Source organism: Streptomyces sp. NPDC050534 (genome assembly GCF_044457745.1).
Lineage (GTDB): Bacteria > Actinomycetota > Actinomycetes > Streptomycetales > Streptomycetaceae > Streptomyces.
Genome location: NZ_JBITHF010000006.1, coordinates 401,521 through 425,221, shown reverse-complemented (window position 1 = coordinate 425,221; position 23,701 = coordinate 401,521). Strand labels below are relative to the sequence as shown.

At 72.9% G+C, this 23,701-nt stretch carries 20 protein-coding genes; 9 read left to right on the top strand and 11 right to left on the bottom strand.

Annotated elements, in window-relative coordinates:
* Positions 1 to 3: 3 nt before the first annotated feature.
* Positions 4 to 666, bottom strand: a complete 663-nt coding sequence (locus tag ACIBN2_RS22030; RefSeq protein WP_399136415.1) for a hypothetical protein — start codon at positions 664 to 666, stop codon at positions 4 to 6.
* Between the two features lie 89 nt (positions 667 to 755).
* On the opposite strand from ACIBN2_RS22030, the gene ACIBN2_RS22025 reads away from it, so the two are divergent.
* Together ACIBN2_RS22025 and ACIBN2_RS22020 are read left to right on the top strand one after the other, a co-directional pair.
* Positions 756 to 1,421, top strand: a complete 666-nt coding sequence (locus ACIBN2_RS22025) for a maleylpyruvate isomerase family mycothiol-dependent enzyme (RefSeq protein ID WP_399136413.1) — start codon at positions 756 to 758, stop codon at positions 1,419 to 1,421.
* Positions 1,422 to 1,511: 90 nt separating this feature from the next.
* Entirely contained in the window at positions 1,512 to 2,204 is a 693-nt protein-coding gene (locus ACIBN2_RS22020; protein WP_399136411.1) for a copper homeostasis protein CutC, read from the top strand.
* Between the two features lie 94 nt (positions 2,205 to 2,298).
* Here the strand turns inward: ACIBN2_RS22020 and ACIBN2_RS22015 are convergent, their stop codons facing one another.
* Positions 2,299 to 4,353: a HelD family protein gene (locus tag ACIBN2_RS22015; protein WP_399136410.1), complete on the bottom strand. Its 2,055-nt coding sequence runs from the start codon at positions 4,351 to 4,353 to the stop codon at positions 2,299 to 2,301.
* 265 nt (positions 4,354 to 4,618) lie between these two features.
* On the opposite strand from ACIBN2_RS22015, the gene ACIBN2_RS22010 reads away from it, so the two are divergent.
* Positions 4,619 to 4,798 (top strand): hypothetical protein, encoded by a 180-nt coding sequence (locus tag ACIBN2_RS22010; protein ID WP_399136408.1) that lies wholly within the window; start codon positions 4,619 to 4,621, stop codon positions 4,796 to 4,798.
* 10 nt (positions 4,799 to 4,808) lie between these two features.
* Here ACIBN2_RS22010 and ACIBN2_RS22005 read toward each other — a convergent pair whose 3' ends face one another.
* Positions 4,809 to 6,464 (bottom strand): DNA repair helicase XPB, encoded by a 1,656-nt coding sequence (locus ACIBN2_RS22005; protein WP_399136406.1) that lies wholly within the window; start codon positions 6,462 to 6,464, stop codon positions 4,809 to 4,811.
* A 93-nt stretch (positions 6,465 to 6,557) separates the two neighbouring features.
* The gene (locus ACIBN2_RS22000) at positions 6,558 to 9,077 is read right to left on the bottom strand and encodes a helicase-associated domain-containing protein (RefSeq protein ID WP_399136405.1); all 2,520 of its coding nucleotides are present in this window, start codon (positions 9,075 to 9,077) and stop codon (positions 6,558 to 6,560) included.
* Between the two features lie 122 nt (positions 9,078 to 9,199).
* On the opposite strand from ACIBN2_RS22000, the gene ACIBN2_RS21995 reads away from it, so the two are divergent.
* Both ACIBN2_RS21995 and ACIBN2_RS21990 read left to right on the top strand, forming a co-directional pair.
* The gene (locus ACIBN2_RS21995) at positions 9,200 to 10,201 is read left to right on the top strand and encodes a hypothetical protein (RefSeq protein ID WP_399136403.1); all 1,002 of its coding nucleotides are present in this window, start codon (positions 9,200 to 9,202) and stop codon (positions 10,199 to 10,201) included.
* A gap of 112 nt (positions 10,202 to 10,313) precedes the next feature.
* Positions 10,314 to 10,955, top strand: a complete 642-nt coding sequence (locus ACIBN2_RS21990) for an HAD family hydrolase (RefSeq protein ID WP_399136401.1) — start codon at positions 10,314 to 10,316, stop codon at positions 10,953 to 10,955.
* On the opposite strand, the gene ACIBN2_RS21985 is transcribed toward ACIBN2_RS21990, so the two are convergent.
* Entirely contained in the window at positions 10,934 to 11,182 is a 249-nt protein-coding gene (locus ACIBN2_RS21985) for a hypothetical protein (protein ID WP_384251555.1), read from the bottom strand. The genes ACIBN2_RS21990 and ACIBN2_RS21985 overlap by 22 nt on opposite strands.
* Before the next feature lie 164 nt (positions 11,183 to 11,346).
* On the opposite strand from ACIBN2_RS21985, the gene ACIBN2_RS21980 reads away from it, so the two are divergent.
* Complete coding sequence (locus tag ACIBN2_RS21980; RefSeq protein ID WP_399136399.1) at positions 11,347 to 11,730, top strand: cold-shock protein; 384 nt, start codon at positions 11,347 to 11,349, stop codon at positions 11,728 to 11,730.
* An 8-nt stretch (positions 11,731 to 11,738) separates the two neighbouring features.
* On the opposite strand, the gene ACIBN2_RS21975 is transcribed toward ACIBN2_RS21980, so the two are convergent.
* The 4 genes from ACIBN2_RS21975 to ACIBN2_RS21960 form a co-directional block, all read right to left on the bottom strand.
* A complete protein-coding gene (locus ACIBN2_RS21975) occupies positions 11,739 to 12,590 on the bottom strand; it encodes a 1,4-dihydroxy-6-naphthoate synthase (protein WP_399136397.1) in 852 nt (283 codons plus the stop codon).
* On the bottom strand, positions 12,580 to 13,248 hold the full coding sequence (locus ACIBN2_RS21970; protein ID WP_399136395.1) for a futalosine hydrolase: 669 nt from the start codon (positions 13,246 to 13,248) through the stop codon (positions 12,580 to 12,582). Before ACIBN2_RS21970 ends, ACIBN2_RS21975 begins: the two co-directional genes overlap by 11 nt.
* Positions 13,249 to 13,259: 11 nt before the next feature.
* Positions 13,260 to 13,772, bottom strand: coding sequence for a DUF2771 domain-containing protein (locus ACIBN2_RS21965; RefSeq protein ID WP_399136393.1), 513 nt, complete (start codon positions 13,770 to 13,772; stop codon positions 13,260 to 13,262).
* A 61-nt stretch (positions 13,773 to 13,833) separates the two neighbouring features.
* On the bottom strand, positions 13,834 to 15,258 hold the full coding sequence (locus ACIBN2_RS21960; protein ID WP_399136391.1) for an MFS transporter: 1,425 nt from the start codon (positions 15,256 to 15,258) through the stop codon (positions 13,834 to 13,836).
* A 332-nt stretch (positions 15,259 to 15,590) separates the two neighbouring features.
* Between ACIBN2_RS21960 and ACIBN2_RS21955 the strand changes: the two genes are divergently transcribed.
* The 3 genes from ACIBN2_RS21955 (at position 15,591) to ACIBN2_RS21945 (ending at position 20,797) form a co-directional block, all read left to right on the top strand.
* Entirely contained in the window at positions 15,591 to 16,517 is a 927-nt protein-coding gene (locus tag ACIBN2_RS21955; RefSeq protein ID WP_399136390.1) for a DUF3027 domain-containing protein, read from the top strand.
* 119 nt (positions 16,518 to 16,636) lie between these two features.
* Positions 16,637 to 19,798, top strand: a complete 3,162-nt coding sequence (locus tag ACIBN2_RS21950; protein WP_399136388.1) for a sacsin N-terminal ATP-binding-like domain-containing protein — start codon at positions 16,637 to 16,639, stop codon at positions 19,796 to 19,798.
* Positions 19,799 to 19,927: 129 nt separating this feature from the next.
* Positions 19,928 to 20,797: a hypothetical protein gene (locus ACIBN2_RS21945; protein WP_399136386.1), complete on the top strand. Its 870-nt coding sequence runs from the start codon at positions 19,928 to 19,930 to the stop codon at positions 20,795 to 20,797.
* Between the two features lie 96 nt (positions 20,798 to 20,893).
* On the opposite strand, the gene ACIBN2_RS21940 is transcribed toward ACIBN2_RS21945, so the two are convergent.
* Both ACIBN2_RS21940 and ACIBN2_RS21935 read right to left on the bottom strand, forming a co-directional pair.
* Positions 20,894 to 23,287 (bottom strand): HAD-IC family P-type ATPase, encoded by a 2,394-nt coding sequence (locus tag ACIBN2_RS21940; protein WP_399136384.1) that lies wholly within the window; start codon positions 23,285 to 23,287, stop codon positions 20,894 to 20,896.
* Positions 23,288 to 23,397: 110 nt separating this feature from the next.
* Positions 23,398 to 23,664, bottom strand: coding sequence for a DUF2530 domain-containing protein (locus ACIBN2_RS21935; RefSeq protein WP_399136382.1), 267 nt, complete (start codon positions 23,662 to 23,664; stop codon positions 23,398 to 23,400).
* Positions 23,665 to 23,701: the final 37 nt, after the last annotated feature.

Genomic DNA, 23,701 nt, shown 5'->3' with positions numbered 1-23,701 from the left:
AGACTAGGGCGCCGGGTCCTCGGGAAGCGACAGGATTTCCAGCTCCGCGCCGATGTTCCAGCGCGCCGTCGCCTCCCATTCCGCCTGTCCGTGGGGCGTCCTGAACAGCCGTGGAAGATCCAGGAGTTGGCGCAGGACCGCGGCGCGGCCCGTCCGGAAGGCGTCGTTCGGCACGAAGTGGTACTCCTCGCGGACGGCGGCCGTGTAGGCGGCGTACGCCGACGGGGGCGCGGCGAGGATCGCGAGGTCGGCGTCGCACAGGACCTGGCCGTCCCGGTCGTCGTCGGCCGGGTCGTGGGTGACGGTGAGCCGGACCAGACGGGCCACCTCGGCGGTCTTGTGCTCCGGCACCCCGGCCTCGGCCAGGGCGCGCTCGGCGAGGCGGGCGGAGCGCTCCTCGTTCTCGGAGCGGTCGGGCAGGTAGACCGCGTCGTGGAACCAGGCCGCGAGGCGCACGACGTCCGGGTCGGCCGCGTACGGGGCCAGCACGTCCACGTGCTCCAGCACCGCCGTCAGGTGTGTGAGCGTGTGGTAGTGCCGCTGCGGCTCCTGCCAGCGGGCCAGGAGATTGTCGGCGTACGGGGCCGGGTCGGGGCCGGCACCGGCGGCACGGGCTCCTTCCAGCGCGCGGGTCCAGCGAAAACGCAGGGCGTCGAGATCGGCCATGCGCCCATTCTCCCGCGCCGATGAATTCCGGGCCGTAGCCAGGGGTTCGGTACTCCCGTCGATCGACCGTGCCCCCTAGCGTGGCTCTCATGACTACTGCCGAGGTACGTGACCCCGAACTGCCCGGGCGGCTGCTGATCACCGAGCGGGACGCGCTGGTGCCGCTGCTGCGGGCGCGGCCGGACGACGACTTCGCGCTGCCGACCGCCGCCTGTCCCGGGTGGTCGGTGCGGGATGTGCTCGCGCACTGCTCGTCCGCGCTGATGAGGGTGGTGGAGAGCCGGTACGAGAAGGGGGTGTTCTCGCCCGAGTGCAACGACCGCGACATCGCCGAGCGCGCCGAGTGGACCAACGCGCAGGTCGTCGACGAGCTGGAGCGCGGGATGACCGAGGCGGGGCCGGTGATCGCCGAGGCGGGCGGTGTGCTGGACATGGTCGCGCTGGGGGAGTGGGTGCACGCCGGTGACGTGCGCGACACCTTCGGGGAGCCGGGGGCGTACGCGGGGCCCGGGCTGCCGGACGCGCTCAGCCTGCTCGTGCGGATCACCCGGGAGAAGGGGCATCTGCCGCTGCACGCCGACCTGGACGACGTGGACGAGCCGCAGCGCCTCGGTGACCTGGCCGCCTCGCGGCCCCCGGCCCGTTTCATCGGCGCCGCCGCCGACCTCGTACGGCTCTACTCGGGGCGGCCCGTGAAGGAGGCCGAGTTCGAGCTGGTGGGCGTGGAGGCGGCGGAGCTGAACATCTTCGGGTGACGCCGGGGCGTCGTGGACCGGCGGGGGCACGGGCTAGGCTGTGAATTGGACTAGACCTGTACCGCCCGCCGAGTCGACGAATGGGGCCCCATGAGCAAGCGTGCAGTCCTGGAGGTGATCGCCCTCGGAGTCGAGGACGCGGTCGCCGCCCAGGCCGGAGGCGCGGACCGCCTCGAGCTGGTCACCGACATGGCGGCCGACGGGCTGACCCCGTCGGTCGAGACCTTCGCCCGGATCCGCGCCGCCGTCGACATCTCGCTGCGGGTGATGCTGCGGCTGGCGGACGGGTTCGCGGCGGGGGATGCCGAGCGGCTGCTGGAGACGGCGGGGCGGATGCGGGCCGCGGGTGCCGAGGAGTTCGTGCTCGGGTTCCTCGACGCGTGCGGCGCCGTCGACCTCTCCACCGTGGAGCGCCTCGTGGGCGAACTGGACGGCTGCCCGTGGACCTTCCACCGGGCCATCGACCGCGCCGCGGACCGGGACGCCCTGCGCAAGCAGCTCGACGGGCTGCCGGGCCTCGACGCGTACCTCACCGCCGGTTCGGCCGCGGGCGTGGACGACGGCCTCCCCGTGCTGCTCGCCGAGGCGGCGCGGCGCGGGGAGCCGGGCTACGAGCCGCAGATCATGGTCGGCGGCGGGCTCCGCCTGGAACACGTGCCCCAGCTCAAGGCGGCGGGTGTCGAGGCGTTCCACATCGGCGGGGCGGCGCGGCCGGGGGGCTGGGAAGGGCCGGTGTCGGCGGAGGCGGTGCGGGAGTGGCGGCAGGTACTGGACACGCGGTGAGTGGTCCCCCCCCAGGGGCGCGGGGAACTGCGCGACCAGCTCCTCGACGGCCCGTACTCGGTAACCGGCACAAAGGGGCACCCCACTCGCCGCCTCAGCCCGCCAGTTGCGTCGGCAACGGTGCCGAATGCGTCACGATCAACCCCGACACCGCTCGAGTCAGTGCAACGTACAGACGGCGCAGGCCCGTGCGCTCGTCCGGCTCCCCGTCGACCACGGCCTGCGGTTCGTCGAGGACCACGTAGTCGTACTCCAGGCCCTTGGCCAGCGACGCCGGGACCAGGGTGAGACGGGTCTCCTCCGTCGTCTCCTCACCGGGGGCCAGGTGACCGATGCCCGCCGCGGACAGCGCCTCCGCGATCGCCGGGATACGGGCGTCCGCCGCGATCAGGCCCGTCGAGCCCTCGTTGCGGAGCAACTCCTCGCAGGCGGCGACCACTTCGGCGGTGCCGGTGGACGCGCGGAGGTCGAAGAAGCCCGGGTTCTCCCGGACCGAGGCGACCGGGGCCAGGCCGGGGGCGATGTGCGGGAGCAGCCGGGAGGCGTAGGCGATGACGTCCGTCGGGACGCGGAAGCCGGCCGTCAGCTCCTCGACGACGCCCTCCGACTTGCCGAGGTGGGCCAGCGCCTCGTCCCAACTCCGCGTCGCCCAGGGCGTGGTGCCCTGCGCCAGGTCGCCCAGGACGGTCGCCGAACCGGTGGTGCAGCGGCGGCCGACCGCGCGGTACTGCATGGGCGAGAGGTCCTGCGCCTCGTCCAGCACCACATGACCGAGGGAGTGCGTGCGCTGTACGAGGTCCGTCGCCTCGTCGACCAGCACCGCGTCCGCGGACGAGAACCTGGCCGACTTCACCGACCGCGCCGGCTTCGCCCACAGGATCGTCTTCTGCTCGTCGCCGGTGAGCACGCCGTCCGCGTGCGCGGCGAGGAAGTCCGCGTCCGTGAGCAGGCGCAGCACGAGCTTGGCCGGGTCGACCGGCGGCCAGATCTGCTTGACGGCCGCCTTCACCGCGGCGTTGCGGGCCACCGCGTCCTGCACCCGGTCGTCGGGCGCCTCGCCCGAGCGCTCCATCTGCACCAGCACGGCGTGCGCGATGCGCTGCGGGAGGGCCTCGCGGGCGGCGCCGTAGCGGATGCCGCGGCCCTGCAACTCGCGGACGATGTCCTCCAGTTCGTACGCGGGCACGCGCCAGCGGCGTGAGCCGCGCACCACCACGACCGGCTCGGTGGGCGGGGTGACGTGCGAGAGGACGGCCCGGCGCAGCACCTCGGCCATTCTCGCGTCGCCCTTGACGGTCGCGGCGGACGCGTCGTCGGTGCCCCGCACTTCCACGGTGCCCGCCACCAGGTCGTCGACGGTGGCCTGCTGCACGGTCAACTCGCCCAGTGCGGGCAGAACTTGCTCGATGTAGTGCAGGAAGGAGCGGTTCGGGCCGATGACCAGGGTGCCGGTGCGGGCGAGACGTTCCCGGTGGGCGTAGAGGAGGTAGGCGACCCGGTGCAGGCCGACCGCCGTCTTGCCGGTGCCGGGGCCGCCCTGCACGCAGACCGTGCCGCCCAGCCCGCTGCGGACGATCTCGTCCTGCTCGGGCTGGATCGTCGCCACGATGTCGCGCATGGGGCCGACGCGCGGCCGCTCGATCTCCTGCTGGAGCAGCTTGCTGGTGCGGGCTGCCTCGGCCGGGTCGGAGAGGTGCTCGTCCTCGTAGGCCGTGATCTCGCCGCGTGTGTAGCCGAAGCGGCGGCGCAGCGAGACGTCCAGCGGGTCCTTCTTGGACGCCCGGTAGAACGGCTGCGAGACGGGCGCGCGCCAGTCGATGACCATCGGGTCGCCGTCGTGGTCGTGCACGTGCCGGCGCCCGATGTAGAAGCGTTCGCCCTCCGCCCCCTCGGCCTGCTCGGCGCCGGGGGCGTGCAGGTAGTCGAGGCGGCCGAAGAACAGCGGGGTGTCGCTGAGGTCGGCCAGCGCCTTGATGCGTTCGTCGATCTGGCGGGCCAGCACCTCGGCGTTGACCCAGTTCGCGGTGACGTCGCTGATGTCGAGCGACTCGACGTCCTCGCGCATGGCGCGCAGCGCGGCGCGCGAGGAGGCGAGGTGGGAGCGCTCTCGGGAGAGTGGTTCGAGGGGGTCGTCGGCGGGCGTGGACAAGGGGGTGCCTCCGGGGACCTACGAGCAGGTGGCTGAGAGAGCCGGCCGGTTTCCGTCCGGGCGGCAGCGCTCCACGGGGGAGGCGGGCAAGAGCGGCGATTCTAGACGGGCGGCCCAGGTGGGAGCCAACGGTTTTTCCACCCCCTAGGGGACGCCCCCGTCGTACCCCGGAGGGAGGGCCCTGCCCGGAGTCGTACGCCGCGGCGAAGGAGGTTCGGACCGGAGGCCGATGTTCTCCTTATGCCTCGCGACGGACCATGGAGACATGAGTGCAGCAACCATCACCCCGGCCCCCGGTCGCCCGCCCGGCGCGACACCCGTCCTCGGCAGCCACCGTCACCGCTTGGGCGACGCGCTGCGTGCGGTGAAGGTGTTCGTGGGCGCCGCGTTCGACGTCGTGATCCTCGGCGAGTACGGCGAGGAAGCGGGCGTACGCCGTAAGTGACGGCGGCCCCTTATCCCTCTCGTCCCTCGCCCGACAGGATCTCGTCCGCGTCCACGATCCGGTACGCATACCCCTGTTCCGCCAGGAAGCGCTGGCGGTGGGCGGCGAAGTCCTGGTCGAGGGTGTCGCGGGCGACCACGGAGTAGAAGTGGGCCTGGTGGCCGTCGGCCTTCGGGCGCAGCACCCGGCCCAGACGCTGGGCCTCCTCCTGACGTGAGCCGAAGGTGCCCGACACCTGGACGGCGACCGTCGCCTCCGGCAGGTCGATCGAGAAGTTCGCGACCTTGGACACCACCAGCACGCTGATCTCGCCCTCCCGGAAGGCGTCGAAGAGCTTCTCGCGCTGCGCGTTGGAGGTCTCGCCCTTGATGACCGGCGCGTTCAAGTGCTCGCCCAGCTCGTCGAGTTGGTCGATGTACTGGCCGATGACGAGGATCTGCTGACCGGCGAACTTGCGCACGATCGCCTCCGTCACCCTGCGCTTGGTCTCCGTCGTCGCGCAGTAGCGGTACTTCTCCTCGGCCTCGGCGGTGGCGTAGGCGAGCCGCTCGGAGTCGGTGAGGTTGACCCGCACCTCCACGCAGTCGGCGGGCGCGATGTACCCCTGCGCCTCGATCTCCTTCCACGGCGCGTCGAACCGCTTGGGGCCGATGAGGGAGAAGACGTCGGACTCCCGCCCGTCCTCCCGCACCAGCGTCGCGGTCAGCCCCAGCCGGCGCCGGGCCTGGAGGTCCGCGGTGAACTTGAAGACCGGCGCGGGCAGCAGGTGCACCTCGTCGTAGACGATGAGGCCCCAGTCGCGGGAGTCGAAGAGCTCCAGGTGCGGGTAGACGCCCTTCCGCCGCGTGGTCAGCACCTGGTACGTGGCGATGGTGACCGGGCGGATCTCCTTCCGCGTCCCGCTGTACTCACCGATCTCCTCCTCGGTCAGCGAGGTCCGCTTCACCAGCTCGTGCTTCCACTGCCGGGCGGAGACGGTGTTGGTGACGAGGATCAGGGTGGTCGACTTGGCCTGCGCCATGGAGCCGGCGCCCACCAGCGTCTTGCCGGCGCCGCAGGGCAGCACCACGACCCCGGAGCCGCCGTGCCAGAAGTTCTCCACGGCCTGCTTCTGGTACGGGCGCAGCGCCCACCCGTCCTCGTTCAGCTCGATCGGGTGCGCCTCGCCGTCCACGTACCCCGCGAGGTCCTCGGCGGGCCAGCCCAGCTTGAGCAGCGTCTGCTTGATCTGCCCGCGCTCGGAGGGGTGCACGGCGACGGTGTCGGGGTCGATGCGGGCGCCGACCAGCGGCGCGACCCGCTTCGAGCGCAGGATCTCCTCCAGCACCGGCCGGTCGGTGGTGGTCAGGACCAGGCCGTGCGTGGGGTGCTTGGAGAGCGTGAGGCGGCCGTAGCGGTCCATCGTGTCGGCGATGTCGACCAGCAGGGCGTGCGGCACGGGATAGCGGCTGTAGGTCACCAGCGCGTCCACGACCTGCTCGGCGTCGTGACCGGCCGCGCGCGCGTTCCACAGGCCCAGCGGCGTCACCCGGTAGGTGTGGATGTGCTCGGGCGCCCGCTCCAGCTCAGCGAAGACCGCGATGGCACGGCGGCACTCGCCGGCCTGCTCGTGGTCGACCTCGAGCAGCAGGGTCTTGTCGGACTGGACGATGAGTGGACCGTTCACGCGGGGCGCCCCTTCTTCCGGCCAAAAGGTGAGGCCAAACGTCCAGTGTGCCCTATGGCCCGCTGATCACCGCGGGTCGTGACCGGTCCGGGATCAGTCCTCCGCGAGTTCCGCCACGCCCGTCACCCGGTGCAGCGGATACGTCCGTACCTCGTCGGCCGTGTGGTCGTAGGCCGTCACGAAGCCGCCCTCGACGCGGATGGGCGCGATGACGCGCTGACTGGCGGTGCCCTCGGCGTTGACGTAGCCGATCCAGACGGCCTCGCCGGTGAGGGCGGCGGCCTGCATGGTGGCGAGGGTCTCGGCGGAGCTGGTGCGCGGGAGCTCGCCGCCCGCCGAAGGGGGCTGCTTGCGCGGTGTCGTGGAGGCCCGGTCACCGGCCCGGATCGCGCGGATCGCGGCCGTGAGGAGCGTGGCGTCGGGGGTGGGCGGGCCGTCCGGGACCGGCTCGGGGGCGGTGCGGGGCGGGGTGCGGTGGGCGTCGGCGCGGGTGATCAGGACGTCGCCCTCCGCCGATTCGGCGGCCGGCGCGTAGCCCATCGCGCGCAGCCCGTCGAGGAGGGCCGCCGGGTCGGCCTGGGTGGCGAGGACGGTGGGGGCGAGGCGGCGCAGGCGCAGGCCCGCGGCACGCTTGTCGGCGATGATCTCGTTCAGCATCGCGTCGTCGTCGCAGCGCACGTACGCCGAGGCCGCCCCCACCCGCAGATGCCCGTGCCTGCGGGCCACGTCGTCGATCAGATACGTCAGCGGCTGGGGGACGGGCGTGCGGGAGTGCGCGGCCAGGAAGGCGTGCAGGTCGGAGGCGGCGCGCCCGGCGTCCAGGGCCCGGCGTACGGAACCCGGCGTGAAGCGGTAGACCGTCGCCCCGCCCTTCGACTCCACGTCCGCGAGCACGCCCAGCGTGTCGGCCAGCGGGCGCCGCAGCGGGCCGGGCGCGACCGCCGTCAGGTCGGCCTGGAGCAGGACGTGGTCGAGGGGCTCGGGCAGCAGCGGGGCGAGCAGACGGGCGGCCGCGGCGGAGGCGGTGGCCTGCTCGGCGGGGGAGAGGGCCTCCAGGGTGACGTGCACGTGATGGACGGGGAGCTTGTCGCCGGGACCCGACGCGGCGGGGCCGGCGGACGGCTCCGGGGAGGGTCTGCGCGCGGGCGCCCCCAGCAGCGCGCGCCCGTGCTCCGACAGCGCGCCGCGTCCCGTCACACCGAGCGTCTCCGCCTCCGACAGCGTCCATCGTGCGAGCCGCCCGCGCAGGTCGTCGTCCTGCTGGGGCCCGCGCAGCGGCCGCTCCCAGCGCAGCCGGGCCAGCACCGACTCGGCGGACGGCGACGCCCCTTCCGGCAGCCCGGCCAGCAGGGTCAGCACCCGGTGGCGCACCTCCGGCGCGGCGCTTCGGTCGAGCCCCGGCCCGAGCGCCGACAACGTACGGTCCTTCGCGTCCCGCCCGCCGACCACGCCCGCCGTCCGGGTCGCCTTCAGCCAGGTCTCGGCGAGCTGCGCCCAGCGCTCGGCGGGCGGCAGCTCCAGCCACTCGTCGTAGAAGGGGGTGGCCGCGTACCGCTCGTCGGCCTCCCCGTCGGAGGCCAGCAGCCCCGCCGCGTAGGCGAGTTCGACCCAGAACGCGGCGACGGGCTCGGTGACGTCGAGCGCGACGGCGGTGCGCTTGAGGTCGCGCACGCTCAGGCCGCCGGCCCGCAGCACCGCCGGCCCGCCCTCGTGCCAGTCCTTCAGCAGCTCCTCCACCGTCGCCAGCGTCGTGTACGCCTGCCCGGCCGCGGTCGCGTCCACAACCTGTGGACGGTGCGTGCCGGTCACCTCCAGACCGGGCGGCAGCGGCTCGGTGGTGCGGTGCGCCCGGCCGCCGCGCAGATGCAGGGCCACCTCGCGCGGCAGTACGACCGTGCCGGGCGCCGTCGGCAGCAGCAGCCCGCGGTCGAGCAGCCAGCGCAGCCGGGGCGCCGGATCGGCGGTGACCTGCCCGTACGGCGGCCCCCACACCAGCCGGTCCAGCACCTCGCGCGACTCCGCGGACGCCCCCGCCAGCAGCGCCGTCATCCGCGTGCGGTCGCCGAACAGGCCGGTGAGGGCGGCGAGGGCGGAGACCGAGTCGTGCGTCGAGGGCAGCCCGGCCGTGGCGACGATCTCCTGGATCCGCCCCGGCGACATGCCCGCCGCCGCCTCCTGCACCGTCGGCCCGAGCCCGGTCGGCGACGGGTGCTGCGGCGACGGCGCGAGCAGCTCCCGGGCCGTGCGCACCAGCCGCAGCCGGTCGTCGCCGCCCCACACCAGGGCCTGTTCGCGCAGGGTGCCCAGGGCGCGGGGGAGCGCCGCCTGGACCGCCGCCTCGCCCTCGTCGCCGCCCATCAGCCCGAGCAGGTCGCCGTACCCGCACGGGTCCGCGGCCACCGCCAGCGCCTGGGCCGTCTGGAGCGCGAACCGGTCCAGCCGCTCCAGAGCCCGCACGACCGAGGCACGCGTCCCGGCCCGCGTCGCCAGCTGGGTGAGATCGGTGGGCACGGGCGTGATGAGGTCGGGACGGCTGCGCAGCAGCTCCGCCAGGGAGGCGTCGTCCCTTAGCCGGAGTGCCTCAGCGAGGGAACGCGGGGCCGGGGTGCTCATCTGCCCCACGTTAGCGGCTGCCCTGTGCCGCAGCGGGCGTGCCTGCGAGGGCTGGCCGCCTCCGGCCTGCGCTACCGTCGTCCCACGGGGTTTTCAACGGCCCGACCCCGGAGGGGACTTCGTTGGGGATCGAGAGCGACAAGGTCGTCTACGAGTATCTGAGCCGCGTCGGTGACGTGGCGCAGCAGCGGCAGCTGCCGTCGGCCGCACGGATGCGGCTGGTGTCGGAGCTGCGCAACGAGATCGACCGGCGGCGGGCGAAGACGACCGTCGACAGCCCCGCCGCGGTGCGCCGCATCCTCTCCCGGCTCGGCAGCCCCGACGAGGTGGTCGCCGCGGCCAGGGGTGCCGCCGCAGGGGGAGGCACGTCCGCCGCGCCGGCGCCGGCCCCCGCCCATGTGCCGGTGCAGCGGGACGACGAACCGGCGGACGGCGGCAGGCGGCTGCCGAAGAGCCTGCGCCGGGCCGTGCCGCGCCCGCGGCCCGAGCCGCCCGCCGCCGACGACGGCCCCGCGCCGCCGCACGTGGCGAGCGCCGCCGAGCTCGGCGGCAGCGCGATCCAGCCCGACTGGTGGCGGGTCGAGACGACTCCGTTCGGCGAGAGCGTGCCCGGGTTCACCGGCGGGGTGGAGATCCCGGAGCTGCTCAGGCCACCGCCGCCCAAGGAGCCGGAGAGGCCGGAGAAGGCGGAGAAGGAGGCGGCGCCGGCCACCGGGAAGGCCGTGGAGGAGGACGTGGTCGTCGAGGCCCCCGTGGCCCGTCGCCGCCGTATCCCGCTCCCGGTCGGCGGCTGGAGCAACCCGCTGCTGCTGATCGCCGCCGGGCTGCTCGTCGCCGGCGCGATCCTCGGCAACTGGTTCGCCCTGCTGTTCGGTTGGCTCATCGCCTACGCCTCACGCCGGCTCACCCCGAACGAGTCGAAGTGGGCGGTCGTCGGCATGCCGGGCCTCGCGATCGCCGGCGGGCTCGTGTGGCTGTGGGGCAGGAACGACGGCCGCTGGGGCACCCCCATCGCCCAGGGCCACATGAACGACGCGATCGCCGGGACCTGGCCGTGGGTGGTGCGCGGCGCGGCGGTGCTGTCGGCGCTGTACGTGGTGTGGCGCTCGCAGCGCAGGCTGTAGCCCGCGGGAGAAACGGAAGCCGCGGCACCGCGGGAAGGCGGAATCCGCCGTCCCGCGGGAAAGATGTAGGTCACACCTGCCGGATGCCTTTTCGTCATGCCGCCTGGGCACAATGGCCGATATGGCCTCTACGACTGCCCCCGCCCTGACCGTCGGCTTCGACCTCGACATGACCCTCATCGACTCCCGCCCCGGCATCCGCGCCTGCTACCAGGCGCTGTCGGAGCGGACGGGGACCTACATCGACGCCGACCTCGCGGTCACCCGGCTCGGGCCGCCGCTCGCCGAGGAGCTGATCAACTGGTTCCCCGAGGACCGGCTGGCGGAGATCGCCGACCTGTACCGCGCGATGTACCCCTCGATCGCCATCGCCGCGACGCCCGAGATGCCCGGCGCCCGTGCGGCCGTGGACGCCGTCAGGGCGGCCGGCGGACGCGCGATCGTCGTCACCGCCAAGTACGAGCCCAACGCCAAGCTGCACCTGGAGCACCTGGGCATCCACCCCGACGAGGTCGTGGGCAACCTGTGGGCCGAGCAGAAGGCGGAGGCGCTGCGCGAGCACGGCGCGAGCGTCTACGTCGGCGACCACCTCGGCGACGTGCGCGGCGCGCGCAAGGCCGAGGCGCTGTCCCTGGCCGTGGCGACGGGGCCGTGCAGCGCCGAGGAGTTGAGGGCGGCCGGCGCGGACGTCGTGCTCGACGACCTCACGGGGTTCCCGGAGTGGCTCGCGGACTACCGCCCGGCGCGGGCCTGACGGCGGCCGGCCGCGATCGACCTGAGCAGCCCGGCGCCCGCGATGAGGAAGCCGACCCCCATGAGCATGCAGAGTCCGAACATGTAGCTCGGAAATGGCTTCGCATGGAGGAACAGCGGAGCCACTGTGACGAGTGTGGCCACCGCACCGAGGAAGAACACGATGACACCGGCACGGATCAGTCGGTCACCGGGCTCGGCGGAATTCGTTTGGGTTTTGTCACGCACCGGACCAGGGTAGTTCCCTGCCCGAAGGAACAACCCGGCGACGTCTTGTCACCGGCCTGAAGAGCATTAGCCTTGGTACCGGCGGGTCCGCGACGGCCCGCCCCACTGCTATCAAGAGCAGTTTCCGAAGCAGTTTTCCGACGAGTACGAGGACGAGGACAGACGTGCCTACCGGCAAAGTCAAGTGGTTCAACAGCGAGAAGGGCTTCGGCTTTCTCTCCCGTGACGACGGCGGTGACGTCTTCGTCCATTCCTCGGTCCTGCCCGCCGGAGTGGAGGCACTCAAGCCGGGTCAGCGCGTGGAGTTCGGTGTTGTCGCCGGGCAGCGCGGTGACCAGGCGCTTTCGGTCACCGTTCTGGACCCGACCCCCTCGGTCGCGGCCGCGACCCGTAAGAAGCCCGACGAACTCGCCTCCATCGTGCAGGATTTGACGACCCTCCTGGAGAACATCACGCCCATGCTCGAGAAGGGCCGCTACCCCGAGAAGACCTCGGGCAAGAAGATCGCCGGTCTGCTGCGCGCGGTCGCCGACCAACTCGACGTATAAGCGCCCGTTTACGGGAATTCCAGCGCATCCGGGCCGAGGGGCGGTACCAGCTCCTCGGCCGCCGCACGAGTCAGCAGTCCCCGTACCGCCGCATAGCCGTTCTCGCCGAGGTCGGCGGTGAACTCGTTGACGTACAGGCCGATGTGCTGGTCGGCGACGGCCGGGTCCATCTCCTGGGCGTGCTCCATGACGTAGGTGCGGCCGGCCTCGGGGTCGTCCCAGGCGGCGCGCACGGAGGTGCGGATCGCGTCGGCCAGGCCCGTCAGGGTCTCGGCGCCCAGTGAGCGCTTCGCGATGATCGCGCCCAGCGGGATCGGCAGCCCGGTCGTGTTCTCCCAGTGCTCGCCCATGTCCGCGAGCTTGTGCAGCCCGTAGTTCTGGTACGTGAAGCGCGCCTCGTGGATGACGAGGCCCGCGTCGACCTTCCCGTCCCGCACGGCCGGCATGATCTCGTGGAACGGCATGACGACGATCTCGCCGACCCCGCCGGGGACCGTGTCCGCGGCCCAGAGGCGGAAGAGCAGGTAGGCGGTCGACTTCTCGCTCGGCACCGCGACGGTGCGGCCGTTGAGGTCGGCCCCCGCCTCCCGGGTCAGCACCAGCGGCCCGCAGCCCCGGCCCAGCGCACCCCCGCAGGGCAGCAGCGTGTACTCGCCGAGGACGTAGGGCAGCACGGCGTACGACACCTTCAGTACGTCGAACTCGCCGCGCTCGGCCATGCCGTTGGTGATGTCGATGTCCGCGAACGTCACGTCGAGCGCGGGCGCCCCCGGCACGCGGCCGTGGGCGAGGGCGTCGAAGACGAAGGTGTCGTTCGGGCAGGGCGAGTAGGCGATCTGCAGGGGCTGCTCACTGGTCATACGGGTTCCAACTCCTGAGGACGGGCGCCAGCTTCCCGAAGGCCCCGGTCAGCGCGGTCAGGGCGTCACCGATGCGCCAGGCGGCGCGGTCGCGCGGGCCGACGGGATTGGACACCGCGCGGATCTCCAGCACGGGCACGCCGTGCGCGGCGGCCGCCTCGGCCACCCCGAAGCCCTCCATGGCCTCGGCCAGGGCCCGTGGGTGGCGGGCGCGCAGGGCGGCGGCGCGCTCGGCGGTCCCCGTCACGGTGGAGACGGTCAGTACGGCTCCGGCGCGTGCGCCCGTCGCGGCCACGAGGTCTCGTACGAGTGCATTCGGCGGACGGTGGGTGACGGTCCCGAAGCCGAGTTCGGTGACCGGTACGAATCCCTCCGCCGTCTCGGCGCCCAGATCGGCCGCGGTGATCTCGTCGGCGACGACGAGGGAGCCGACCGGGGCCTCGGGCTGGAAGCCGCCGGCGATCCCGGCGGAGACCACCAGGCCGTAGGGGCTGCCTTCCAGGGCGGCGGTGGTGAGGGCGGTGGCCGTGGACGCGGCGGCGAGGGCGGGGCCCACCCCGGCCGCGATCACGGTGTGGCCGTCCCCCGCGAACGCCTCGGCGACCGCGTCCCGTTCGACGGGGACCGCGGTGGCCACGAGGACATGGAGGGAGGCCATGGGCGACGCCGTCAGTCGTTCTTCTTGAACTTGAAGTTCCACAGGCCGGTGACCGCGCTGCCGCCCTTCTTGCCGTCGCCCGCCTTGATGGAGACCACGGTGGAGTTGCCCTGGGCGCCGTACTGCGCGTTGAAGAAGACGCTGCCCGGGATGGTGCGGTAGGTCTTGTCGCTGTCCTCGGTCAGCGGCTGACCGTTCATCAGGATCGTCCAGCGCTTGTCCGCGATCTTCGGGTCGACGCCGAAGCGGACGGTCTCGTCGGGGTCGACCTTGATGGACTTGACGTCCTTGTCCTGCAGGCATTTGGTCAGGTCGGCGGTCTGCAGGGTCTTGCCCTCGCCACCGCAGGAGGCCTCCGAGCTCACGGAGGAGCGGCCGACGGTGATCGTGGACAGCGGCGTCGGCTTGTCGCACGCCGACAGCACGAGCAGTCCGGCGGATACGGCGCCGGCGGCGGCGACGGCGCGGCGGCGTCGCACCGCGGCGGTGACATCTGCGGCTCCGCCGCGTGGCATCGAGGTCATGGCGGAAGGCTATCTGGCGCCTTGGGCCACTCCTTTACGTGGGGTACGGCGTGCCCCTGTGTTACGCCACGCGTGGCTTCGCGGCGCCGCCGTGCCGGGCCGAGCCGAGCAGACCGCGGGCCGTGCCGAACAGGCCCAGCGCGAGCACCGCGGCGGCCAGGCACAGGCCCGCCGTGCCGTTGAGCGGCATCACGATGCCGATCGCGCCACCCAGCACCCACGCCATCTGCAGCATGGTCTCCGAGCGTGCGAAGGCCGACGTGCGCACCAGCTCGGGCACGTCCCGCTGGATCAGCGCGTCCAGGGACAGCTTGGCCAGGGCCTGCGAGAACCCGGCGACCGCGGCCAGACAGGCCACCAGGAACGCGCCGAAGAAGATAGCCGCGACGATCGCCGCGCCCAGCACGATCGCGAGGACCGTCACGATGATGATCTCCGGCGCCCGCTGTTTCAGCCACGACCCGACGGCCGTGCCGAGCGCGTTCCCGGCGCCCGCCGCGACGGCCACCATGCCCAGCGACACGGCCGCGCTGGAGCCGGTCAGCGGGTGCTCGCGCAGCAGGAAGGCGAGGAAGAAGGTCAGGAATCCGGACAGCCAGCGCAGGGCGGCGTTGGCGCCGAGCGCATGGGTGACCGCGCTGCCCACGGTTCTCAGGCCGGGGCGCTTGAGCGGCTTGCGGTGCGGCCCGTGCAGATGCTCCTCGTCGGAGGCGAGCAGCGCGATGTCCTCACCCTTGGCGGAGTCGACCTTCGGCGGCAGCGAGAAGGACAGGAACATGCCCCAGATGTAGATCACGAAGGCGCCGTAGAGCGGCCAGCGCGGTCCTATCGCATGCAGCCCCGCCCCGATCGGGGCCGCGACACCCGTGGCGAGGAGGCCGCCGAGCGTGACCCGGGAGTTGGCCTTCACCAGGGAGAAGCGGGGTGGCAGCAGCCGGGGCACCACGGCACTGCGCACGACGCCGTACGCCTTGGACGCGACGAGTACGCCGAGCGCGGCCGGATACAGCTCCAGGCTGCCGGTGGCGACGGCGCCGGAGATGATCAGCGCGAGCAGCGCGCGGGCCAGCATCGATCCCGCCATCGCGGCACGGCGGCCGTGCGGCAGGCGGTCCAGGAGCGGGCCGATCACCGGGGCCAGGACCGTGAACGGCGCCATGGTGATCGCGAGATACAGCGCGACGCGCCCGCGGGCCTCGTCGGTCGGCACGGAGAAGAAGACGGTCGAGGCGAGGGCGACGGTGATCATGACGTCGCCCGCGCCGTTCACCGCGTGCAGTTCGATCAGTTTGCCGAGGCCGGATTCCCCGGCGCCGTGGGCATGGGTCGCCTTCCTGATGCCGCGGGCGGTTCCGGTCACCGGGAAGTGCAGGGCGCGGCCGACCGCGCGGACGGACCCGCCGAACCGGCCCGAACCGCGACCACGACTGCTGCCCTTGATCCCACCGACTCCGGTGGCCCCAGGAGGAGTCCTTGCGGCTGCCACTCCGCCATAGTGCCCCGAGAAACCCATGTGTAGTGCGGTTACCGCGCGTATGGGCGCGTACTTGGCGAGTTGATCGGCCCGCGGGCGGTTTCCGGCACGGGAAACGTCCCGTCGGTGTAGGCCGAGCGGTCGCGAGAAGGTAGCGTGCGTAGCGCGTCGTGGCGAACGTTCTCGGCCGCGCGCCTTGAAGACATCCAGCAGAATGGATGCATGAGGTGCGCCCGAGTGCGATCGGGCGTGGACGTCGACGCGGTCCCTCGGTCCGCTCCGTCCGCACCCGCCGCCTTCAGGCCGGCGCACCCGAGTGACGGCGTAGGAGAGAAGCGATACCTGTGAGCGCAGCGACAACGCGAAGCCGCACCCCTGACCGCCTGTGCGCCGAGGCCGTCGACCTCGCCCGCGCCGCAGCCGAGGAGGCCGCCGCACCAGGGGTGGTGGGCGAGCACGCGGGGCTGGAGTCCGAGGGCGACCGCGTTGTCACGCACTTCTTCGAGTGCAAGGAGCTCGGGTACCGGGGCTGGCGCTGGGCCGTGACGGTCGCGCGCGCCTCCCGGGCCAAGTTCGTCACGCTGGACGAGGTCGTGCTGCTGCCCGGCCCGGACGCGCTGCTCGCGCCCGAGTGGGTGCCGTGGAGCGAGCGGCTGCGGCCCGGCGACATGGGGCCGGGCGATCTGCTGCCGACGGACGCGGAGGACCTCCGGCTGGAGCCGGGGTACTCCGGCGAGGACCAGCCGGCGCCGGACTCCCCCGTCTCCGAGGAGATGGCCGAGCTGGTGGAGGCGGAGGACGCGGAGGTGACCTCGGGCGCCCCCGCGAGCCTGCCCATCGTTCCCACCCGCGGCTCGATCGCGGCCGTCGCCGAGGAACTGGGCATGCGCCGCTCCCGGGTCCTGTCCCGCTACGGGCTGCACGTCGCCGCGGACCGCTGGGAGGAGGCGTACGGCGCGAAGACGCCGATGGCGCAGGCGGCGCCCGCGTCCTGCGTCAGCTGCGGCTTCCTCCAGCCGATCGGCGGCTCGCTGGGCCAGGCGTTCGGTGTCTGCGCCAACGAGTTCTCGCCCGCCGACGGGCGGATCGTCTCCCTCGCCTACGGCTGCGGGGGGCACTCCGAGGCGGCGGTCATGCCGAAGCCGCCGCAGCCGCCCGCGCCCGTGATCGACGAGACGCGGGTGGATCCGTTCCCGCTGCGGCCGGCGGCGGACTCCGGTTCCGTGCCGGTCGTCTCCGACGAGTCCACGGCGGAGCTGGGGCACTCGTAGGTCTGCGGTCTGTGGGGGTGCGCGTCCCTCGGTGCTGCGCCCCCCGGACGGGCTGAAATGAACTCAGCCGAGTCGCGGTACCTTCGTGCTCACGTCGAGGGCCGATGAGGAGAAGCAACGTGAGCAAGTTCGTGCGGCCCGCAGCCGAGGGTGCGGACGCTTTCGGGACCGCCCGTCTCAGGCGGGGTGTGCTCGACGCCTGGGCCGCCAGCCCCGCCCGGTTCCGCGAGGACGCCAACGCCGAGGAGGACCTCGTCCTCGGCGGGTACCGCGACCGGCTCGTCGTCGAGCTCGCCCAGAACGCCGCGGACGCCGCGGCCCGGGCCGGCGTCCCCGGCCGCCTCCGCCTCACCCTCCGCGACGGCGTCCTGGTCGCCGCCAACACCGGCGCCCCCCTGGACGCGGCCGGCGTCGAGTCGCTGGCCACCCTCCGCGCCTCCGCGAAGCGCGACGCCCGGGAGACGGCGATCGGCCGCTACGGCGTCGGCTTCGCCGCCGTGCTCGCCGTCACCGACGAGCCCGCGGTGGTCGGCCGCCACGGCGGCGTCCGCTGGTCGCTGGCGGAGGCCCGGGAGCTGGCTGCCGAGACCGCACGGAACAACCCGGAGCTGGGTGACGAGATCCGGCGCCGGGACGGACATGTCCCGCTCCTGCGGCTGCCGTTCGCCGCCGAGGGCACCGCCCCCGCCCCGTACGACACCGCCGTCATCCTCCCGCTGCGCGACACGGCCGCCGCCGACCTCGCCGAACGCCTCCTCGGCGCCGTGGACGACGCCCTCCTCCTGGCCCTTCCCGGCCTGGAGGAAGTCGTGATCGAGATCAACGGCGACGCCCCGCGCACGCTGGGCCGCAGCGCCGACGGGCCCTTCACCGTCGTGGAGGACACGCGGCACGGCACCACGCGCTGGCGTACGTCCTCCGCGCACGGCCCGCTCACCCCGGACCTCCTCGCCGACCGGCCCGTGGAGGAACGGCTGCGCCCCCACTGGTCCGTCACCTGGGCCGTGCCCGCCGCCCCCGACGGCAGCCCCGACCGCCCGCGCACCAGCCCCGTCGTGCACGCCCCGACGCCTAGCGACGAGCCCCTGGGCGCCCCTGCCCTCCTCATCGCCTCCTTCCCCCTCGACACCACGCGCCGGCACGTCGCGCCCGGCCCCCTCAGCGACTTCCTCGTTCAGCGCGCGGCGGACGCGTACGCCGAACTCCTCGCCGGGTGGAGCCCGGTGACCGAGGGCGTCATCGGCCTCGTCCCCGGTCCGCTGGGCAAGGGCGAGCTGGACGGGGCGCTGCGGCAGGCGATCCTCGAACGGCTGCCGCGCACTGCGTTTCTCCCGCCCGCCCTCCCGGCCGTCCTGCCGCCCGCCGCCGTCCCCGGTTCCGGCGACGACGAGGACTCCGATCTCCCCGAGTCCCTCCGGCCCCGTGACGCCGAGGTCGTCGAGGGGGCGGGTGCGGACACCGTGCGCGTGCTCGCCGAGGTGCTGCCGACCCTGCTGCCCGCCGGGCTGGAACGACGGGTGGAGCTGCGGACCCTGGGCGTCGCCCGCGTTCCGCTCACCGACGCCGTCGACCGGCTGGCCGGCCTGGAGAAGGACCCCGGCTGGTGGCGGCGGCTCTACGACAGCCTCGCCGGGGTCGACCCGGACCGGCTTTCCGGGCTGCCGGTGCCGCTCGCCGACGGGCGGACCACCATCGGCCCCCGGCAGGTGCTGCTGCCGACGCAGGACGACGCCGCGCGCATCGACCCGGAGACGCTCGCCCGGCTCGGGCTGAAGGTCGCCCACCCGGACGCGGCGCACCCCCTGCTGGAGAAGCTCGGCGCGCTCCCCGCCACGCCCCGCGCCGTGCTCACCACACCCCAGGTGCGTGCGGCCGTCGCCGCCTCCCTCGACGACGACGGCGGGCTGGACTGGGAGCAGGACGCGCCCGACGCCGAGGAGCTGGCCGACACGGTCCTCGCGCTCGTGCGGGACGCGGCTCTGGACCCCGGCGACGAGCCCTGGCTGGGCGCACTCGCCCTGCCCGACGAGGACGGGGAGCCGGCTCCCGCCGGTGAACTGGTCCTCCCCGGCAGCCCCTTCCACCAGGTCATGAGGGACGGCGAACTCGCCACCGTCGACGTGGAACTGGCCGAGAGATGGGGGCGGCAGCCGCTGGCCGCCTGTGGCGTGCTCGCCGACTTCGCGCTCGTACGGGCCACCGACGTGGTCCTCGACCCGGACGAACTGGAGCCCCGCGAGGGAGACTTCGCCGAGCCCGACGACCCCGGGCTGCTGGACGCCGTCGACGTGTGGAGCGAGGACGTCCTCGACCGGTTCCCGGACACGCCCGTGCCGCCCGTCGCCACCGAGCTGATCGCCGTACGGGACCTGGATCTCGTCGACGACGACAAGTGGCCGCAGGCGCTGGCCCTGCTCGCGCAGCCGCCGCTGCGCGACGCCCTCATCCAGCCGGTGCGGATCCTGCTGCCCGACGGCACGCACGAGGTCGTACGGCCGTACACCGCCTGGTGGTTGCGCGGGCACCCGGTGCTCGACGGCCGCCGCCCCGCCGGACTGCTGGCCTCCGGCGGCGACCCGCTGCTGCGCGGTCTCTACGACGAGGCCGACGCGACCGGGTTCGAGGACGAGCAGGTGTTGCGGGCGCTCGGCGTACGGACGTCCGTGTCCTCGCTGCTGGACGAGCCGGGCGGCGCCGCCGAGCTCCTGGACCGGCTGGCCGACCCCGACAGGACGGTCACCGCCGCCCAACTGCACGCCCTGTACGGCGCGTTGGCCGACCTGGACCCCGAGCAGGTGACCCTGCCGGACGATCTGCGGGCCGTCGTGGACGGCCGGGTCGAGGTGGTGGACGCCGCCGACGCCGTCGTCGTCGACTCGCCCGACCTGCTGCCCTTCACCCAGGGCGTCCCCCTGCTGCCGGTACGCCCGGCCCGCGCCGCCGAACTGGCCGAGCTCTTCCAGGTGCGGCGCCTGAGCGAGTCCGTCACCGGTGAGGTGAACTCCGAGGGCGCCGAGCACGACGTACCCGGCCCGGTCCGCGTCCTCCTCGGCGCGCGGACCCCCGCGACGTACGTCGAGCACGAGGAACTGGTCGTCGACGGCGTGGAGCTGGACTGGCGCCTCACCGCGGACGGCACCCTCCACGCCGCCACCCTGGAAGGCGTGGCCGCGGGCCTTGCCTGGTCGGCCGGTCAGTGGCCGCGCCGCTTCGAGGTGGCGGCGCTGCTGGAAGACCCGTCCCGCACGGAGGAGCTGGCCCGGGACCGCTGGTTCGACTGAGGCGGTCCCGACCGTGCTTCACCAAGTCCCGTACAAATGTTTCACCGGTCGTACAACCAAACACATGCGTCGCAGATCTGCTCACCTGAACCAAGAGGTTCACTGATCAACTCTCCACTTGGGGAACGCATGCGCATACGTGCCACCGTGGCCGCCGTCTCCGGCGCCCTGGCCCTCTCCGCCCTGGCCCTGCCGGCCGCCCACGCCGCCGGCTCCGCGCCGTCGTACGGGGCCGAGACCGCGAAGATCCTCGCCGGTAACTCCGGCCGGACCGCGTTCAGCACGGCCGACGCCTCCACCGACCTCGGCGTCACCTTCTCCAACCTCAAGATCGCCACGGCGGTCAAGGTCGGCACCACGAACCATGTCTCCACCACGGTCAGCTACACGCTGACCCACGGCTCGGGCTACGTCGTCGGGTCGGACGACTTCGACAGCGGCCCGGTCATCTACAAGGGCTCGATCACGAGCCCGGAGAACCTGCTCGGCGGCGACGCCCCGGCCACCTGCACGGTCACCTCGGCCACCACCGCCAGCTGCACGGGCAAGATCGACATCTACCCGGCCGCGGGCGACCTGATCAACTCCGAGGCGGGCCAGTGGTCGGCCGGTGCGATCGCGCTGCAGTACAGCACCAACGACTACTCCCTGCAGGGCGGCCTCGGCTCCACGCTGGTCCAGCGCAACTCCCAGCTGACGGTCAACGCCTCGCCCGAGCCGGTGGCCAAGGGCAAGACCATCACGGTCACCGGCAAGCTCTCCCGTGCCAACTGGGAGGACAACCTGTACCACGGCTACAGCACCCAGCCGGTGAAGCTGCAGTTCCGCAAGAAGGACTCCAGCACCTACACCACGCTGAAGACCATCAACACCAGCACGACCGGCACCCTCAAGACGACGACCACGGCCACGGTCGACGGCTACTACCGCTACAGCTTCGCGGGTACGACGACGACCCCGGCGGTCAGCGCCGCGGGTGACTACGTCGACGTTCAGTAAGGCACGCACCCCCAGGGGGCGCGGGGAACTGCGCGACCGGCCACGGCGGGCGCGCAGTCCACAAGTGACATCGGCGCCACCGGCTGAAGCCGGGCGCTAAGCGGGAAAGCGGCGGTCGACCCATCTCCACAGGAGTTCCAGGGCGGCCGCCGCCACCGCCGCCACCGCGACCGCGAGCCAGGGCATCGTCACGCCCACCAGTTTCAGGGCGAAGAAGTGCTGGAGCGACGGGACCATGAGGACGAAGAGGAAGGCCACGCCCATCGCGGCGACGAGGGCGACGCGCCACCAGGTGTAGGGGCGGGCGATGATCGCCAGGACCCACATCGAGATCAGGAAGAGGGTCAGGGTCGCCGCGCTGGTCTCGGCGTCCAGCTGGCCCGGGCCCGTGTAGTGGTGGCGGGCCATCAGATAGGTGACGAAGGTCGCCACGCCGGCCACCACACCGCCCGGGATCGCGTACCGCATGACCCGGCGTACGAAGTGCGGGCGGGCCCGCTCCTTGTTCGGGGCCAGGGCGAGGAAGAAGGCCGGGATGCCGATCGTCAGGGTGGACAACAGGGTCAGATGGCGGGGCAGGAAGGGGTACTCCACCTGCCAGCACACCACCAGCAGCGCGAGCAGCACCGAGTAGACCGTCTTCACGAGGAAGAGCGTCGCCACCCGCGTGATGTTGCCGATGACCCGCCGGCCCTCGGCCACCACCGACGGCAGGGTCGCGAAGCTGTTGTCGAGCAGCACGATCTGCGCCACCGCGCGCGTGGCCTCCGAGCCCGAGCCCATGGAGACACCGATGTCGGCGTCCTTCAGGGCCAGTACGTCGTTCACGCCGTCGCCGGTCATCGCGACCGTATGGCCGCGGGACTGCAGCGCGGCCACCATCTCCCGCTTCTGCTGCGGCGTGACCCGCCCGAACACCGTGCCCTCGTCCAGCGCCCGCGCCATCTCCGCAGGCTCCGAGGGGAGGCGGCGGGCGTCGACGGTCTGCCCGGTCAGGCCCAGCTTTCCGGCCACCGCACCCACGGAGACGGCGTTGTCGCCGGAGATGACCTTGGCGTGGACGTCCTGCTCGGCGAAGTAACGCAGGGTGTCGGCGGCGTCGGGCCGCAGCCGCTGTTCGAGGACGACCAGAGCGGTGGGCCTGGCTCCGCGCGCGGGCTCGGGGTCGTCGAGGCCGCGTCCGGCCCGGGCCAGCAGCAGCACCCGCAGCCCCTGCTCGTTGAGCCGGCCGGTCTCCGCGAGGACCGGGTCGTCGTCGGCCAGCAGCACGTCGGGCGCCCCCAGGAGCCACGTACCGGACTCGCCGTCGCCCTCGCTGAAGGTGGCGCCGCTGTACTTGCGGGCGGAGGAGAAGGGCAGGGACTCCGTGCAGCGCCAGCCCTCGACGCCCGGGTAGGCGTCGATGATCGCCTGGAGCGAGGCGTTGGGACGCGGGTCGGCCTCGCCGAGCGCGCCGAGCACCTTGCCCACGTACGACTCCTCGGCGCCCTGGAGCGGCCGGACCTCGGTGACGTCCATGCCGCCCTCGGTGAGGGTGCCGGTCTTGTCGAGGCAGACGGTGTCGACGCGGGCGAGTCCCTCGATGGCGGGAAGTTCCTGGACCAGGCACTGTTTTCGGCCAAGCCGGATCACGCCTATCGCGAAGGCCACGGAGGTCAGCAGGACCAGGCCCTCCGGGACCATCGGCACGATCCCGCCCACGGTGCGCGCGACGGAGTCCCTGAACCCGTGCTGTTTGACCACGAACTGGCTGATGACCAGGCCGATCGCGGTCGGGATCATCATCCAGGTCACGTACTTGAGGATCGTGGAGATGCCGGAGCGCAGTTCGGAGTGGACGAGGGTGAACCGGGAGGCTTCTTCGGCCAGTTGGGCGGCGTAGGCCTCGCGGCCCACCTTGGTGGCCTTGAAGGCGCCGCCGCCGGCCACGACGAAGCTGCCCGACATGACGGGGCTCCCGGGCCTCTTGACCACGGGGTCGGCCTCACCGGTGAGCAGGGACTCGTCGATCTCCAGCCCGTCGGCCTCGACGCACACCCCGTCGACCACGGCCTTGTCCCCGGGCCCGATCTCCAGCAGGTCGTCCAGCACGATCTCGGAGGTGCTCACCGCGGCCGAGGTGCCGTCGCGCCGGACCGTCGGCCGGGTCTCCCCGATCACGGCGAGGGAGTCGAGGGTCTTCTTCGCCCGCCACTCCTGGACGATGCCGATGCCGGTGTTGGCGAGGATGACGAAGCCGAAGAGGCTGTCCTGGATGGGCGCGACGAAGAACGTGATCAGCCAGAGCACACCGATGATGGCGTTGAACCGGGTGAAGACGTTCGCCCGGACGATCTCGCCCATCGACCGGCTGCTGCGCACCGGAACGTCGTTGACCTGCCCGCGCGCGACCCGCTCCGCGACCTCGGCCGCACTCAGGCCGTGCGTGCTGACCGGGACGGGTACGGGGTGCACAGGGTCGAGCTCGGCGCCCGCGTCGATGTGCTGCATGCATCCGACGGTACGTGCCGGTATGCGGCTTCACCCGCCGAGTGACCGGAAGATCCGACCAGGGGAGGAGTCGCCTCGTGCGGTGGTAGTACGCGTCGCCCGCGGACGGCTCACTCGGCGGACGACGACTCCGGTGCCGCCGCGCGCTTGATCGCCGCGTCCCGCTTCCTGACGAACCAGACGCCGTACAGCCCGAGCACGCCTCCGGTCAGGCAGGTCCACAGCCACCACGTGTGCCCGTGGTCCGCGAACCAGCCGTAGAAGGGGAGCTGTGCCAGGAAGAGGACGAACCAGAGGATCGTGCCGCCCGTGATGGTGGCGACGACGGGGCCCTCCAGGGGCTCCGGCGCCTCGTGCTTCGGTGTCCACTTCGCCATGGGGGACAGCTTACGAGGCGATCAGGTCTACGCGCGG

What these genes read in the sequence shown, in the direction of transcription:
- ACIBN2_RS22030 (WP_399136415.1), bottom strand. Translation starts at nt 666, where the DNA reads ATGGCCGATCTCGACGCCCTGCGTTTTCGCTGGACCCGCGCGCTGGAA.
- ACIBN2_RS22025 (WP_399136413.1), top strand. Translation starts at nt 756, where the DNA reads ATGACTACTGCCGAGGTACGTGACCCCGAACTGCCCGGGCGGCTGCTG.
- ACIBN2_RS22020 (WP_399136411.1), top strand. Translation starts at nt 1,512, where the DNA reads ATGAGCAAGCGTGCAGTCCTGGAGGTGATCGCCCTCGGAGTCGAGGAC.
- ACIBN2_RS22010 (WP_399136408.1), top strand. Translation starts at nt 4,619, where the DNA reads ATGAGTGCAGCAACCATCACCCCGGCCCCCGGTCGCCCGCCCGGCGCG.
- ACIBN2_RS22000 (WP_399136405.1), bottom strand. Translation starts at nt 9,077, where the DNA reads ATGAGCACCCCGGCCCCGCGTTCCCTCGCTGAGGCACTCCGGCTAAGG.
- ACIBN2_RS21990 (WP_399136401.1), top strand. Translation starts at nt 10,314, where the DNA reads ATGGCCGATATGGCCTCTACGACTGCCCCCGCCCTGACCGTCGGCTTC.
- ACIBN2_RS21975 (WP_399136397.1), bottom strand. Translation starts at nt 12,590, where the DNA reads ATGACCAGTGAGCAGCCCCTGCAGATCGCCTACTCGCCCTGCCCGAAC.
- ACIBN2_RS21970 (WP_399136395.1), bottom strand. Translation starts at nt 13,248, where the DNA reads ATGGCCTCCCTCCATGTCCTCGTGGCCACCGCGGTCCCCGTCGAACGG.
- ACIBN2_RS21965 (WP_399136393.1), bottom strand. Translation starts at nt 13,772, where the DNA reads ATGACCTCGATGCCACGCGGCGGAGCCGCAGATGTCACCGCCGCGGTG.
- ACIBN2_RS21945 (WP_399136386.1), top strand. Translation starts at nt 19,928, where the DNA reads ATGCGCATACGTGCCACCGTGGCCGCCGTCTCCGGCGCCCTGGCCCTC.
- ACIBN2_RS21940 (WP_399136384.1), bottom strand. Translation starts at nt 23,287, where the DNA reads ATGCAGCACATCGACGCGGGCGCCGAGCTCGACCCTGTGCACCCCGTA.
- ACIBN2_RS21935 (WP_399136382.1), bottom strand. Translation starts at nt 23,664, where the DNA reads ATGGCGAAGTGGACACCGAAGCACGAGGCGCCGGAGCCCCTGGAGGGC.